Source organism: Streptomyces pluripotens (assembly GCF_000802245.2).
GTDB lineage: Bacteria > Actinomycetota > Actinomycetes > Streptomycetales > Streptomycetaceae > Streptomyces > Streptomyces pluripotens.
In genome coordinates, this window is record NZ_CP021080.1 from 5,270,160 (window position 1) to 5,283,590 (window position 13,431).

Annotated in this window: 16 protein-coding genes; 10 read left to right on the forward strand and 6 right to left on the reverse strand. The window is 70.7% G+C overall.

Annotation, left to right across the window (positions count from 1 at the left end):
- Positions 1-16: 16 nt before the first annotated feature.
- Both LK06_RS23790 and LK06_RS23795 read left to right on the forward strand, forming a co-directional pair.
- Positions 17-1,321: an ABC transporter ATP-binding protein gene (locus tag LK06_RS23790; protein ID WP_039653408.1), complete on the forward strand. Its 1,305-nt coding sequence runs from the start codon at positions 17-19 to the stop codon at positions 1,319-1,321.
- Between the two features lie 442 nt (positions 1,322-1,763).
- Positions 1,764-2,423: a trimeric intracellular cation channel family protein gene (locus tag LK06_RS23795; protein ID WP_039653347.1), complete on the forward strand. Its 660-nt coding sequence runs from the start codon at positions 1,764-1,766 to the stop codon at positions 2,421-2,423.
- On the opposite strand, the gene LK06_RS23800 is transcribed toward LK06_RS23795, so the two are convergent.
- The gene (locus LK06_RS23800; protein ID WP_039653346.1) at positions 2,332-3,591 is read right to left on the reverse strand and encodes an alpha/beta hydrolase; all 1,260 of its coding nucleotides are present in this window, start codon (positions 3,589-3,591) and stop codon (positions 2,332-2,334) included. The genes LK06_RS23795 and LK06_RS23800 overlap by 92 nt on opposite strands.
- A 160-nt stretch (positions 3,592-3,751) precedes the next feature.
- Here LK06_RS23800 and LK06_RS23805 point away from each other — a divergent pair, with 160 nt between their 5' ends.
- A complete protein-coding gene (locus tag LK06_RS23805; protein ID WP_039653406.1) occupies positions 3,752-4,615 on the forward strand; it encodes a thioesterase family protein in 864 nt (287 codons plus the stop codon).
- 8 nt (positions 4,616-4,623) lie between these two features.
- On the opposite strand, the gene LK06_RS23810 is transcribed toward LK06_RS23805, so the two are convergent.
- A complete protein-coding gene (locus LK06_RS23810) occupies positions 4,624-5,226 on the reverse strand; it encodes a TIGR03086 family metal-binding protein (protein ID WP_039653344.1) in 603 nt (200 codons plus the stop codon).
- A 102-nt stretch (positions 5,227-5,328) separates the two neighbouring features.
- On the opposite strand from LK06_RS23810, the gene LK06_RS23815 reads away from it, so the two are divergent.
- Positions 5,329-6,306, forward strand: a complete 978-nt coding sequence (locus LK06_RS23815; RefSeq protein WP_039653342.1) for a helix-turn-helix transcriptional regulator — start codon at positions 5,329-5,331, stop codon at positions 6,304-6,306.
- 86 nt (positions 6,307-6,392) lie between these two features.
- On the opposite strand, the gene LK06_RS23820 is transcribed toward LK06_RS23815, so the two are convergent.
- A complete protein-coding gene (locus tag LK06_RS23820; protein WP_039653341.1) occupies positions 6,393-7,019 on the reverse strand; it encodes a TetR family transcriptional regulator in 627 nt (208 codons plus the stop codon).
- Between the two features lie 145 nt (positions 7,020-7,164).
- Between LK06_RS23820 and LK06_RS33850 the strand changes: the two genes are divergently transcribed.
- The 3 genes from LK06_RS33850 (at position 7,165) to LK06_RS23835 (ending at position 8,996) form a co-directional block, all read left to right on the forward strand.
- Positions 7,165-7,332, forward strand: a complete 168-nt coding sequence (locus LK06_RS33850) for a hypothetical protein (protein WP_039653339.1) — start codon at positions 7,165-7,167, stop codon at positions 7,330-7,332.
- Between the two features lie 42 nt (positions 7,333-7,374).
- Positions 7,375-7,650, forward strand: coding sequence for a hypothetical protein (locus LK06_RS23830; RefSeq protein WP_039653338.1), 276 nt, complete (start codon positions 7,375-7,377; stop codon positions 7,648-7,650).
- Positions 7,651-7,826: 176 nt separating this feature from the next.
- A complete protein-coding gene (locus LK06_RS23835) occupies positions 7,827-8,996 on the forward strand; it encodes a cysteine desulfurase family protein (protein ID WP_039653336.1) in 1,170 nt (389 codons plus the stop codon).
- Positions 8,997-9,000: 4 nt separating this feature from the next.
- On the opposite strand, the gene LK06_RS23840 is transcribed toward LK06_RS23835, so the two are convergent.
- The gene (locus LK06_RS23840; protein WP_039653405.1) at positions 9,001-9,675 is read right to left on the reverse strand and encodes an N-acetylmuramoyl-L-alanine amidase; all 675 of its coding nucleotides are present in this window, start codon (positions 9,673-9,675) and stop codon (positions 9,001-9,003) included.
- Between the two features lie 65 nt (positions 9,676-9,740).
- Between LK06_RS23840 and mnmA the strand changes: the two genes are divergently transcribed.
- Positions 9,741-10,871, forward strand: coding sequence for a tRNA 2-thiouridine(34) synthase MnmA (mnmA, locus tag LK06_RS23845; protein WP_043404170.1), 1,131 nt, complete (start codon positions 9,741-9,743; stop codon positions 10,869-10,871).
- A 76-nt stretch (positions 10,872-10,947) separates the two neighbouring features.
- Here the strand turns inward: mnmA and LK06_RS23850 are convergent, their stop codons facing one another.
- A complete protein-coding gene (locus LK06_RS23850; protein ID WP_039653332.1) occupies positions 10,948-11,730 on the reverse strand; it encodes an alpha/beta fold hydrolase in 783 nt (260 codons plus the stop codon).
- Between the two features lie 37 nt (positions 11,731-11,767).
- Positions 11,768-12,091 carry a DUF427 domain-containing protein gene (locus LK06_RS23855; RefSeq protein WP_039653403.1) on the reverse strand — a complete coding sequence of 108 codons (324 nt, stop codon included), beginning with the start codon at positions 12,089-12,091 and terminating at the stop codon, positions 11,768-11,770.
- Between the two features lie 34 nt (positions 12,092-12,125).
- Between LK06_RS23855 and LK06_RS23860 the strand changes: the two genes are divergently transcribed.
- Together LK06_RS23860 and LK06_RS23865 are read left to right on the forward strand one after the other, a co-directional pair.
- Positions 12,126-12,665: an LOG family protein gene (locus LK06_RS23860; protein ID WP_039653401.1), complete on the forward strand. Its 540-nt coding sequence runs from the start codon at positions 12,126-12,128 to the stop codon at positions 12,663-12,665.
- 7 nt (positions 12,666-12,672) lie between these two features.
- Entirely contained in the window at positions 12,673-13,371 is a 699-nt protein-coding gene (locus LK06_RS23865; RefSeq protein ID WP_039653330.1) for an SDR family oxidoreductase, read from the forward strand.
- The last annotated feature ends 60 nt before the right edge of the window (positions 13,372-13,431 follow it).

The following is a 13,431-nucleotide window of genomic DNA, read 5'->3' on the forward strand; positions in this document are numbered from 1 at the left end:
CGCAGAGGACAAGCCCGTGACCATCCCTGCACAGAGCGAGGGCACGGAGGCGAAGGACTCCGGGACGGCCACTCTCACCAAGGAGGTCGCACCCGGCGAAGTGCTCCTGAAGGTGACCGGGCTGCAGAAGCACTTCCCCATCAAGAAGGGGCTGCTGCAGCGGCAGGTCGGCGCGGTGCGCGCGGTGGATGGGCTCGACTTCGAAGTCCGCTCCGGCGAGACCCTCGGCGTCGTCGGCGAGTCGGGTTGCGGCAAGTCGACGATGGGCCGGCTGATCACCCGGCTCCTGGAGCCGACCGCCGGCAGCATCGAGTTCGAGGGCAAGGACATCACCCACCTCGGCGTCGGCGGGATGCGCCCGATGCGCCGTGACGTGCAGATGATCTTCCAGGATCCGTACTCGTCGCTGAACCCGCGCCACACCATCGGCACCATCGTCGGCGCTCCCTTCCGGCTCCAGGGCGTCACGCCCGAGGGCGGCATCAAGAAGGAAGTGCAGCGGCTGCTGTCGGTCGTGGGCCTCAACCCCGAGCACTACAACCGCTACCCGCACGAGTTCTCCGGCGGTCAGCGCCAGCGCATCGGCATCGCCCGGGCGCTGGCTCTGAAGCCGAAGCTGGTCGTCGCCGACGAGCCGGTGTCCGCCCTGGACGTGTCGATCCAGGCCCAGGTCGTCAACCTCATGGACGACCTCCAGGAGGAGCTGGGCCTGACATACGTGATCATCGCGCACGACCTGTCGGTCGTCCGGCACGTCTCGGACCGGATCGCGGTGATGTACCTCGGCAAGATCGTCGAGCTGGCCGACCGGGACTCGCTGTACAAGGCGCCGATGCACCCCTACACCAAGGCGTTGATGTCGGCAGTCCCGATTCCGGACCCGAAGCGAAGGAACGCCAAGAGCGAGCGCATCCTGCTCAAGGGCGATGTACCCTCGCCGATCTCCCCGCCGAGCGGCTGCCGATTCCACACCCGGTGCTGGAAGGCGACGGAGATCTGCGGGACCACCGAGCCGCCGCTCGTGGAGTTGAAGCCCGGTCAGCGCGTCGCCTGCCACCACCCGGAGAACTTCGAGGACCAGGCGCCCCAGGACACGGTTCTGCTGTCGGCGGCCAAGGAGGCGGCCGGGACGACCCCGGACCGGACCGGTGCGGAAGGGGCAGGGGCCGAGGACCGGGAAGCCGCCTCCGAAACGGCGTCCGGGGAATCGCCGGAGGCGGGCCCTGAAGCCGGTGTTGAAGTTTCCTCGGACGCGTCCTCTGCGCGCTCGACGGAAACGGGCTCCGACTCCGGTGAACCCACGGTCGACGAGGACAAGTAGGGCGGTCACCGAGGACGGGTGACGAGAGTCCGCCACCGCGTGTGCCCCGGCAGTCCAGGACTGCCGGGGCACACGCGGTGGCGGGGCCGGGCCAGTGGCTGGTCGCCCGGTGACTTCCATCCGACGCCGGTCGCCGGAAGTCCGGCGGTGCCCCTGCCAGCACGGTGGTGCTGCAGTTCGGGTTCGCGCACGCATTCCCCCTGCTGAGTGGTCCGGCTGCTGAGTGGTCCGGCTCCCGCTCCGGCGGGTCGTGGGGCAGCGGGGACCGTAGAAGTGTTGACAGTGAACGGTCAATTGAGTGGTGGGGGTGTTGCGGAAGCACCCCAATTTCGGGCGTCCGCGGCGGGACGGCTTGTCGGCCTCGACTGTTGTGTGCAAGGAAACTCATCCTGTGGGCCTGGCTTTGTAAGGTTCAGGCGGTCTGACAGGAGACAATGTCAGGGTGCAGCTCCAGACGTTCTTCAGTCCCTCCGTTCAGCACACGCTCGATGTCGTCGGCATCTTCGTGTTTGCGATCTCCGGTGCGCTCCTTGCCGTCCGGAAGAACTTCGACGTCTTCGGCATCGCCGTCCTCGCCGAGGTGACCGCGCTGGGGGGAGGGGTCTTCCGCGACCTCGTGATCGGCGCCGTGCCCCCGGCCGCCTTCACGGACCTCGGGTACTTCCTCACCCCGCTGCTCGCCGCGCTCGTCGTCTTCTTCCTGCACCCGCACGTGGAACGCATCCAGGCCGCGGTGCTCGTGTTCGACGCGGCCGGTCTCGGCCTGTTCTGCGTCACCGGTACGACCAAGGCGTACAGCTATGGCCTCGGTGTGACCGCGTCCGCGGCGCTGGGTCTCGCCACCGCCGTCGGCGGCGGTGTGCTGCGGGACGTCCTGGCCAACGAGGTCCCTTCGCTGCTGCGCTGGGACCGTGATCTGTACGCGGTTCCGGCGATCGTGGGCGCCACGATGGTCGCGCTGTGCATCCACTATGCCGCCCTGACCACGTTCACCAGTGGCCTCGCGGCGGTCACCGCCTTCGCGTTGCGGCTGCTCGCCATGCGGTTCCACTGGCGAGCGCCGCGTGCGTGGAACCGTCGTTCGACGGTGACCGAGGAGTAGGCCCGGTGCCGGACCCGGTCCGGGAGCCGGCCTGCCCCGGGGCGCGGCCCTGTCCCATCTGTAGGGTGAGCCAGCGGAAGGCCGGGGTGACCTGTGGCCGCCACAGCGCCATGTTGTGGCCGCCGGCGCTCCGCGGCAGGAACTGCACGTGCACGGTGGTCGGCGCCTTGGCGACTGACTCCAGGGCCATGCCGGCCTCGTAGCCGTCGCCGGACTCGCCGGAGAGGTAGAGCGCGACCCGGGGCGGCACGGGGGCGTTCCGCAGCAGCAGGTAGGGGTTGTTCGCGGCGCGCAGCGCGGGAGTCTGGGCGGCGAGGGAGTTGCGCTCGCCGATCGGATCGTTGTACCCGGACAGACTCACGGCCGCTCGGTAGCGGTCGGGGTGGGCGACGGCCAGCTTGGCCGCGCAGTGGGCGCCTGCTGAGTACCCCGCCACCGCCCAGCCCTGCGGTGCCGGCTGGGCCCGGAAGTTGTCCGTGATCATCTTCGGTACGTCGAGGCTGAGCCAGCTGTCGGCGTTGACCTGACCGGGAATGTTCGCGCAGCCGGTGTCGACGCTGGCCAGCAGGTTGGTGCGCGGAGCGACCAGGATGAAGGGCGCCACCCGTCCGCTCCGCATCAGTGGCAGCAACTGCTCGTGGGCCTTCAGTGACCCGAACCACGCCTTCGCCGAACCCGGGTAGCCCGACAGCAGTTCCACCACCGGGAACTTCCGGTGGCGGTAGGCCGGCTCGCTGTACTGCGGCGGCAGCCAGACGTAGACCTCTGCGTTCACTCCCGAGACCCGGCCTCTGAGCTGGGTGACGCGTACGCCGCCGGACGCGTGCATCCGGGGACCTCCCGCTGGTCTGAAGGTCTGTCTGACCTTGGGCAGTCGTTTCACCGCAATCCCGCCGGTGCCGTCCTGGCCGAGGTCGGTGGCCTGCTCGACGTGGTTGCCGGTGCCGAGCAGGTCGGCCCAGTTGTCGTACAGGTTGTTCTGGTTGTTGACCAGGACGAAGACCAGCGTGACCGCCGTGCCCTGGGCGAACAGCAGCATCAAGAGCCTGGCCACGGCGCGCAACGGCTGGGGTCCGCGGACCCGAGACCACAGGGTGAGCGGCAGTGCGAGGGCGACCACTGTCAGCACGATGGTCGTGTAGAGGAACGTAGTCCCGGTGAGGCTCATGTCCTCATAGAGGGATATCCGTGCACCGGGGTTGTGGACGTGTCCGGACACTTACCGAGAAATTGTCGGAATCTCACTCGGAGGCGGGAGTGTGTCGAGGTCAGGGAACTGTCCAGAGGAAAAGCTACCGCTTAGTAGTTTCCTGTTGTACCGTTCGTCCATGCCAGAAGCAGCTTCCGTACCGGCCGCGCGGACGGCCGTGATCGGCGACAGTGAGTTCGACCGGGACACCACGGTCACCCGGCGTGAGTCGGGGGTCTACGACATCAGCCTCTCGGACGGCTGGACGATCATCAACGCGGTCAACGGCGGCTACTTGCTGGCCGTGCTCGGCCGGGCGCTTGCGGACGCCCTTCCGCACCCCGACCCCTTCACCGTCTCCGCGCACTATCTGACCGCCTCCCAGCCCGGCCCGGCGGTCGTCCGCACGCAGCAGGTCCGTACCGGCCGTACCCTCTCCACCGGCCAGGCCTCGCTCCTGCAGTACGACGACGAGGGCAACGAGGTCGAACGCATCCGTGTCCTGGCCTCCTACGGTGACCTCGCCACCCTCCCCGACGACGTCCGCACGACGGCGAAGCCGCCCGCCATCCCGCCCATGGAGCAGTGCTTCGGCGCCGACAACTCGCCGGTCCCGGTGCCGGGCAGCTCGGCCATCACCGAGCGTCTGATGCTCAGGCTGGACCCTGCCACCCTCGGCTGGGCGCTCGGCGCGCCCTCCGGCAAGGGCGAGATGAGGGCCTGGTTCGGGCTCGCCGACGGCCGGGACGCCGACCCGCTCTCGCTGCTGCTCACGGTGGACGCCCTGCCTCCCACCGCTTTCGAGATCGGCCTCAAGGGCTGGGTTCCCACGGTGGAACTCACCGTCCACGTCCGCCACCGACCGGCCCCCGGCCCGTTGCGGGTGTCCATTGCGACCCGCAACCTGGCCGGCGGCTTTCTGGAGGAGGATGCCGAGGTCTGGGACAGTGCGGACCGCCTGGTCGCCCAGTCCCGCCAGCTGGCCCGGGTCCGGCTCGGCTGAGCCGGGTCTCAGTCCCGGGTCAGCGGGGTGCGCCCCATCCAGGCCGCCAACTGCTCGTAGACACCGGCACCTGCGGGGGCTTCCCGGCGCGCGTCGAACGGGGTCTGCGCGTCGCGCGGGCGACTGTCGGGCAGCAACGCGCGGGCGGTGGTGAGGGCGAATCCGGCCAGTTCCGGATCGAGCGGGAGCGGATGGCCGAGGCCCTCGGAGAGATCCCAGGTGTGCGTGACGATCTCCATGACGTAGCCGGAGAGAGCCGTGTGTCCCGGGACCTCGCCCCAGGGGACGCGCACCGAGGACGCCATCCGCTCGTCAGGCTCCCAGGCCTTCAGCACCCGGGTGCGCACCTCCTCGTAGGCGGACGCCCACTCGGCGTCCCCGACGCCCTCGGCGAACGGGTGCACCGCGAGCCCGTCGCCGCCCTCGCCGATGACCGCGATCCGCCGGGTGCCGCCGACGATGTGGCTCAGCAGGTCGCGTACGTCGAATGCGGCGCAGGGTGTGGGGCCGTCGAGTTGCTCCGGGCGCACCGTCCTGATGAGTGCCGCCGCCTGTCCGGTGGCGCGGGTGTAGGCGGGGCGCGGGTCCTGGTAAGCGGGGTGAGTGGTCATCACGTGCCTTCCGTTGTGTCGGTAGGGCCGAGGATCCAGCAATAACCTGACAGAACACGTCAACATTTGCGCAAGGCTTTGGTGCGGCGGGATGCTGGGGGCGTGAAGTCCGGCCGGCTGCTGTCGATCCTGCTGCTCCTGCAGACCCGAGGGCGTGTCCCCGCGCGTGAACTCGCCGACCGGTTGGAGGTGTCGGTCCGCACCGTCTACCGGGACGTCGAGGCGCTGTCGGCTGCGGGCGTCCCGGTCTACGCAGAGCGCGGCAGGCACGGCGGCATCGAACTCCTCGCTGGATTCCGCACGGACGTCACCGGACTGACGGCCGACGAGTCCCGCGCCCTGTTCGTCCTGGCCGCGCAGGGTGCGCACGCCGCCCTGGGTCTGGACGCGGCCCTCGGTTCGGCCCTGCGCAAGGTGATGGCTGCGCTCCCGGCGCCGCACCGGCCGGCCGCCGACGTCACCAGCCGCCGCATCCTGGTCGACGCCACCCGGTGGCGGAGCGGCCCGCAACAGGCCGTCGACCTGGAGGTACTGCAGGACTCGGTGTTCTCTGACCGGCGCCTCAGGCTCCGCTACCGACACAGCGGGGAGCGCGAGCCGCGGACCTACACCGTGGACCCCTACGGCCTGGTCGCCAAGGCCGGTATCTGGTACCTCGTCGCCGACCGGCGTGGTCGGCCACGGCTGTTCCGGGCCGACCGGGTGCGCTCCGCCCGCCTGTTGGAGGAGTCGGTACGGCGCCGGCCGAGTGTCGAACTCGCCGACGTCTGGGCCGAGTTGCGCCGCCAGGTGGAGGACCGCGAGAACGGTGTCGAGGTCACCGTCCGGGTCCGGCGCGAGCGCCTCGACATGTTCCGGCGGATGGCCGGCCCGCAGCTGACGGACGGCGTCGACGATGACGGCGAGAGCGAGTGGGTCACCGCCAGGCTGTCGTACCCGGTGCTCCGGGCGGTGCGCCAACTCCTCGCGTTCTCAGACCAAGTGGAAGTGCTGGAGCCTCCCGAGGCCCGGGCGGAACTGCTGGCGGCGGCGCGTTCCGTCACGGGTCTGTACCAGGGGGCGGGCCGGGCCCGGAGCTGAGCTTCCAGGGCAGGCCCCAAGGTCGGGCGGTTGGTGCGTCGGTCGATGGGTCGTCCGCAGAGCAGGCCCAGCGGGGCCAGCCCCTGTCAGTCCAGCCAGTGACTGCGGCCGATGCTGATGAGCCGCAGCTGCCGGGTGGCGAGTTGCGTCACCCGTTCCCGCTCCTCCTGCGGGGCCTCCAGCGCCTCCAGGAACAGGGAGGCGGTGCTGAGCATCAGGTCGACGTAGAGGTGCGCGAGCATCAGCAGGTCGTCGTCGTTCCAGCCCCCGGCCTCGGGGTCCGCGGCCAGTCCGACCTTCACCTCCTCCGCGAACCGGCCCAGTTGGGCCCGGATGGCCTCGCGCACCGGCTGCACCCCGCCGTGCCGCTCGCGGGCGATGAAACGGACGTGCGCCGGGTAGGTGTCCACATGACGGGCAATCAGCTCGATGGCGCGCCTGATGCGTTCCTCGCCGTCGCCCGTCGTGGACACCGTCGTCCGCACCATCGCATGGAGGCTGCCCAGTGCCTCGTCGACCAGGGCCACGCCGAGGTCCGCGGTTGACCGGAAGTGCCGGTAGAAGGCCGTCGGGGCGACGCCGACGGCTCGGGTGACCTCGCGCAGGCCCAGGCTGCTCAGGCTCTGATCCTCCAGCAACGCGAGCGCCGCTTCGAGGAACGCCTGCCGGGTCTTCTGCTTCCTGGCCTGCCGGACACCGAGGGTGTGACTCATGTCATCCAGTTAACAACTGTTCTCTGGAATTGGAAAGCCGTCGAACGCGCTAGACTCAAGGTCAGTGAACAACTGTTACTACAACTGTTCACCGAAGCTTTATGCGAGGCAAGACACGAGGCATCCCGGAGGGGGGTTCGATCCCATGCTGTTCCTCGTCGCCGCACTCATGCTGCTCGGTGTGGTGCTGGGCACCGTCGCCCATGCACCGCTGAGCGTCACCGCCGCCCTGGCTGCCGTCATCGCCGTCTGGCTCGGCATCTTCGCGGTCCGCGAGCACCACGGCCGCCAGCACCACACCTCGGCCCACTGATCGTCCCGATCGCCCGGAATCGAGTTCCAGGAGCTGAGCACCATGCAACTCACCGCACCGACCAACGGCCGCACCACCCGTACGGGAACGCGTGACGCCGACGGGATGGCCGTGGCGTCCTTCATCCTCGGCCTCCTCGGCCTGCTCGTCCTCAATGTCTTCCTGGGGCCGATCGCCATCGCCCTGGCCGGTGTGTCCCTCTGGCGCGGCACCGTCCGCCGCGGTCGTGCGTACCTGGGTCTCACCCTGGGCGTCGCCGACCTGGCGGTCCTGGTGATCGCGATGCAGTTGACCCACACGGTCTCGTGGAGCCTGTAGCCGACCGCTGAGCAGCCGCATCCGACCCGGTCCCCGAGCGGGAGCCCCGAGGGCGACGGGGCAAGGCCCGCCGCGCCGGGCGCCGGGCCGGCGGGGCCCGTGTGGCGCATGCCGGTGGCGCATACGGGGTGCACTGCCGTAGCCCACCGCAACGGGCCCGTAGAATCGGCCGCACCATGGCTTACCTCGACCACGCCGCCACGACCCCGATGCTCCCGGAGGCGGCGGAGGCGCTGACCGCCCAGCTGAGCATCACGGGCAACGCATCCTCGCTGCATGCCTCCGGCCGCAAAGCCCGCCGAACGGTCGAAGAGTCCCGCGAGACCCTCGCGGAAGCGTTGGGCGCCCGCCCCAGCGAGGTCGTCTTCACCTCCGGCGGCACCGAGGCCGACAACCTGGCCGTCAAGGGCCTGTACTGGTCCCGCCGGGACGCCGACCCGGCCCGGACCCGCATCCTGGTCAGCCCCGTTGAGCACCACGCGGTCCTCGACGCCGTGCACTGGCTCGGCGAACACGAGGGCGCCACCGTCGACTACCTTCCCGTCGACTCCTACGGCCGGGTGCATCCCGAGGCACTGCGCGAGGCCATCGCCCGTAACCCGGATGATGTCGCCCTGGCCACCGTGATGTGGGCCAACAACGAGATCGGCACCGTCCTGCCGGTCCGTGAACTCGCCAGTGTGGCCGCGGAATTCGGTATCCCGCTGCACGCCGACGCGGTTCAGGCCCTCGGTCAAGTGCCGGTCGATTTCGCCGCCTCCGGCCTTGCCGCGATGACCGTCTCCGGCCACAAGATCGGCGGCCCCTACGGCATCGGCGCCCTGCTGCTCGGCCGCGAGTACACGCCGGTGCCCGTCCTGCACGGCGGCGGTCAGGAACGCCACGTCCGCTCCGGCACCCTCGACGTCCCGGCCATCGCCTCCTTCGCCGTCGCCGGCCGGCTCGCGGCCGGACAGCGCGAGTGGTTCGCACGCGAGATCGGTGCCCTGCGCGACCAGTTGATCGACGCCGTCCGCAGCGCCGTGCCGGACGTGATCCTCGGCGGCGATCCGGCACCCGAGGGCCGCCTCCCGGCCAACGCGCACTTCACCTTCCCCGGCTGCGAGGGCGACTCCCTGCTGCTCCTGCTGGACGCCCGGGGCATCGAATGCTCCACCGGATCCGCCTGCACCGCGGGTGTCGCCCAGCCCAGCCACGTCCTGCTCGCCACCGGCACCGATCCGGAACTGGCCCGTGGCACACTGCGCTTTTCCCTCGGCCACACCTCGACCGAGGCGGACGTCCAAGCGGTGGCCGAGGCGATCGGGCCCGCGGTGGAGCGGGCGCGGGCGGCGGGCCTCACGTAACCGTTCAGCGCGGTGCGGTACCGGCCCGGCGTACCAGCCGCATGTACCGGTGCCAGTCCCAGTGCGGCCCGGGGTCCGTGTGGTCGGTGCCCGGCACCTGGACGTGGCCGATGATGTGATCCCGGTCCACGGGCAGGCCGTACCGGCTGCAGATCGCCGCGGTCAGCCGTGCTGAGGTCGCGTACATGGCGTCGGTGAAGGACGAGGCCTCCGTCACGAAGCCCTCGTGCTCTATGCCGACGCTCCGCTCGTTGTACTGCCTGTTCCCCGCGTGGAAGGCCACGTCCAGTTCCCGGACCAGCTGGGTGAGCCGACCGTCCTTGCGCACGATGTAGTGCGCCGCCGCCCCGTAAGAGGGGTCCCGGAAGACCTTCACCGCCGACGCGTAGCTCCCCTGGGTGACGTGGATGACCACGCGGTCGATCGGATAGTCGTCGGGTCGGTTCGCCCTGCGCCAGTTCGCGGCGGAGGCCGCCACCCAGCGCGCTCCGCGGAAGTCCACCGCCCCGGCGACCCGGGGCCTCTCCACGCCAGGCAGCCGCCACCACAGCCGGGACACCTCCCGCCTGGCCAGCACCGTTGTACCCACGGCAGCCGCGGCTCCGCCGACCAGCAGGGCGCGCCGGCCCAGCCGTCGGTCCGTGTCGTCCTTCGCCCCCGCACGATCTTCGCTCCCCACCCGCACGTGGTCTCCAACGGATGTCCGGCGGCCCCGGTTCCCGCGCCCCGTACCCTGGAAGAGCTATGACTGACACCCCGCAGCGCACCCGCCCCCTCCGCGTCCTCGCCGCCATGTCCGGCGGAGTCGACTCCGCCGTCGCCGCCGCGCGCGCCGCGGAAGCCGGCCACGAGGTCACCGGCGTCCACCTCGCGCTCTCCGCGAACCCGCAGTCCTTCCGTACCGGCGCGCGGGGCTGCTGCACCATCGAGGACTCACGCGACGCCCGCCGGGCGGCCGACGTCATCGGCATCCCGTTCTACGTCTGGGACCTCGCCGACCGCTTCCGTGAGGACGTCGTCGAGGACTTCATCGCCGAGTACGAAGCCGGTCGCACCCCCAACCCGTGCCTGCGCTGCAATGAGAAGATCAAGTTCGCCGCGCTGCTGGACAAGGCGCTGGCCCTCGGCTTCGACGCCGTCTGCACCGGCCACTACGCCAAGGTGATCGTGCGCGCGGACGGCTCCCGCGAGCTGCACCGCGCCTCCGACATGGCCAAGGACCAGTCGTACGTCCTCGGTGTCCTGGACGAGAAACAGCTCGCTCACGCGATGTTCCCGCTCGGCGACACGGTCACCACCAAGGAGGAGATCCGCGCCGAGGCCGAGCGCCGGGGAATCGCGGTGGCCAAGAAGCCCGACTCGCACGACATCTGCTTCATCGCCGACGGCGACACCCAGGGCTTCCTGGCGCAGCGGCTCGGCAAGGCCGAGGGCGACATCGTCGACGAGTCCGGCACCAGGCTCGGCACCCACGAGGGCGCCTACGGCTTCACCATCGGCCAGCGCAAGGGGCTACGCATCGGCACCCCGGCCCCCGACGGCAAGCCGCGCTACGTACTCGACATCTCCCCCGTCACCAACACGGTCACCGTCGGCCCGGTCGCCGCGCTGGACGTCACCGCACTCACCGCGATCAAGCCCCGCTGGTGCGGCACCGCCCCCACCGGCCCCGGCACCTACACGGCCCAACTCCGTGCGCACGGCGGCGAGAGCGAGGTCACCGCGGAGCCGGTCGGCAGTGAGCTGCACGTCGTTTTCACCGAGCCGGTTCGCGGGGTCGCCCCGGGTCAGGCGATCGTCCTGTATGACGGCACCCGCGTGGTGGGCTCGGCGACGATCGCGTCGACCACCCGCGCGACAGCCGCGGTGGGGTGACCAGTGGGCTCGCGGCAGGGCGGTGGTGCGCCGGCGGGAGCGGCAGCAGTGGCGGTGGACAGGTGCGCCGCCCGGGTCACCCGGTGAAGAAGTCCGTCAGCACCGGCCCCAGCACCTCGGGCTCCACCATGTGGGTCTGCCCCTCCAGCACGCGGTGGGTACCCAGCGGCACCGCCTCCGCGATCGCCCGGGACGCCTCGCGCATGAAGCCCGGGCTCGCCCCGCCCGCGACGGACAGCACGGGCACGGAGATCGCGGCCACCCGCTCCCGGGGCAGGAGGCCGTCACCCATGACTGCGTCGTCGTGGGCGAGGCTCGGCGCGACGGCCTCCAGGCCGGCCCACATGGGGGACTGGCGGGCACCCCGGATCACCTCCTCGCCGAGGCCCGTCAACCGGAGGAAGAGTTCCACCGCCTCCCCGGGCCGACCCTCCGCGAGCGCCTGGCCCAACTGCTCCTTGTACCGCGCCTCCCGCTCGGCGCCACCCTCCAGGAAGTCGGCGAACGGCACCTCGTACACCGCCGCCTGACGGACCGGCACCCCGCTCGCGGCGGCCTCCAACACTAGTGCGCCACCGGAGGAGACCCCGAAGAGTGCCGCTTCGCCGCCCACCGCGTCGACCAGCGCGGCGAGGTCCTCCACCTCACGGGCTACCGCGTACGGTCGCGTGTCGCCGCTCTCACCGCGGCCCCGGCGGTCGTAGACGACGGCCGTGCAGCGGTCCGAGAGCCGCGTCGCCAGGGGCATCATGGTGCCGCCGGTGGACAGGGCGCCGCTCACCAGGATCACCATGGGCCCCTGGCCGATCACGTCGTACGCGAGGCGGGTGCCGTCTCGGGAAGTCGTCATCTCGTCCATGTCCGTGCAGACTGCCGCACGGGAGACGACTCGTCGGTCACGACACGTCGACGTCGTAGAAGCAGAAGTGATCCCTGATCGCGGCCACGTCCGGCTTCGGGTCCGGGTACGCCCACACCAGATCCGGTGCGCCGGGCAGCGACCAGTACGAGGCCGTGCCCTTGAAGGGGCAGTAGGTGTGGGTCTCGGACGGCGTCAGCAGGTCGGTGCGCACGTCGTCGGCGGGGATGTAGTAGCGCGTCGGACACCCCGTCTCGCGCAGTTCCAGGGCTCGTCCGGTCTCTGCGAGCACCTGGTCGCCGTGCACCGCACGCACGTGCCGCTCGCCCTGCTCGATGGTGATCGTGTGTCCTTGGGCCATGGTCGTACGGTAGGGGAGCCGTACGGTGGGCGTCATGAACATCTGCGTCTTCCTCTCCGCCGCCGACCTCGACGAGCGTTACACGCGTCCGGCGCGCGAGTTCGCGGAGCTGATCGGCAAGGGCGGCCACACCCTGGTCTGGGGTGGCTCCGACGTCGGCCTGATGAAGGTGGTCGCTGACGGTGTGCACGCGTCGGGCGGCAGACTCCTGGGCGTTTCCGTGGAGTTCCTGGCGAACAAGGCGCGGCCCGGCGCCGACGAGATGGTCATCGCCGCCGATCTCGCCGAACGCAAGAAGCTGCTGCTGGAGAGGGCGGACGCGGTGGTGATCATGGTGGGCGGTACCGGCACGCTGGACGAGGCCACCGAGATCCTGGAGCTGAAGAAGCACGGCCGCACCGAGAAGCCGGTCGTGTTGTTGAACACCGCCGGCTTCTATGACGGCCTGCGTGCGCAGTTCCTTCGCATGGAGGATGAGGGCTTCCTGCCGCGTCCCCTGTCCGAGCTGGTGTTCTTCGCCGAGCAGCCGGCCGGGGCCCTGGCCCACCTACAGGAGCGGCTGGGCGTCCGCTGATGCGAGCATGGCGGGCATGGCTACTCATGTGATCACCGGGGCCGGCTCCGGCATCGGCGCGGCCGTGGCCCGCCGTCTGCACGAGCGCGGGGACGATCTCGTGCTGCACGCGCGTGACGCGGGCCGGGCGAAGCACCTCGCGACCGCGTTCCCCGGGGCGCGCACGCTGGTCGGCGACCTCGCGGACCCGGACAGGCTGTCCTGGGCGTTCTCCCACCAGACGCTTCCGGACCGGGTGGACTCCCTCTTGCACGTCGCCGGGGTCGTCGAGCTCGGCGCGGTGGGCGACCTCACCCCGAAGTCCTGGCACCACCAGCTCAACGTCAACCTGGTCGCCCCCGCCGAGCTGACCCGGCACCTCCTGCCCCAGCTGCGTACGGCACGCGGCCATGTGATCTTCGTCAACTCGGGTTCCGGACTGAACGCCCATGCCGGCTGGTCCGCGTACGCCGCCTCCAAGCACGGTCTGAAGGCCCTCGCCGACGCTCTGCGCCAGGAGGAGCACGCGGGCGGGGTCCGGGTCACCTCCATCTATCCCGGCCGTACGGCGAGCCCCATGCAGGCCAAGGTCCACCGGCAGGAGGGCAGGGAGTACGACGCCTCGCGGTGGATCGACCCGGAGTCCGTCGCCACGACGATCCTGATGGCGTTGGACCTGCCGGCGGACGCGGAGGTCAACGACCTGACGGTGCGGCCGGGGCGCTGACCGCCCGGCACCGGCCCGGCGGGGACCGGTCTGCCGGACCCGGGCCCGGCGGCGTCTACG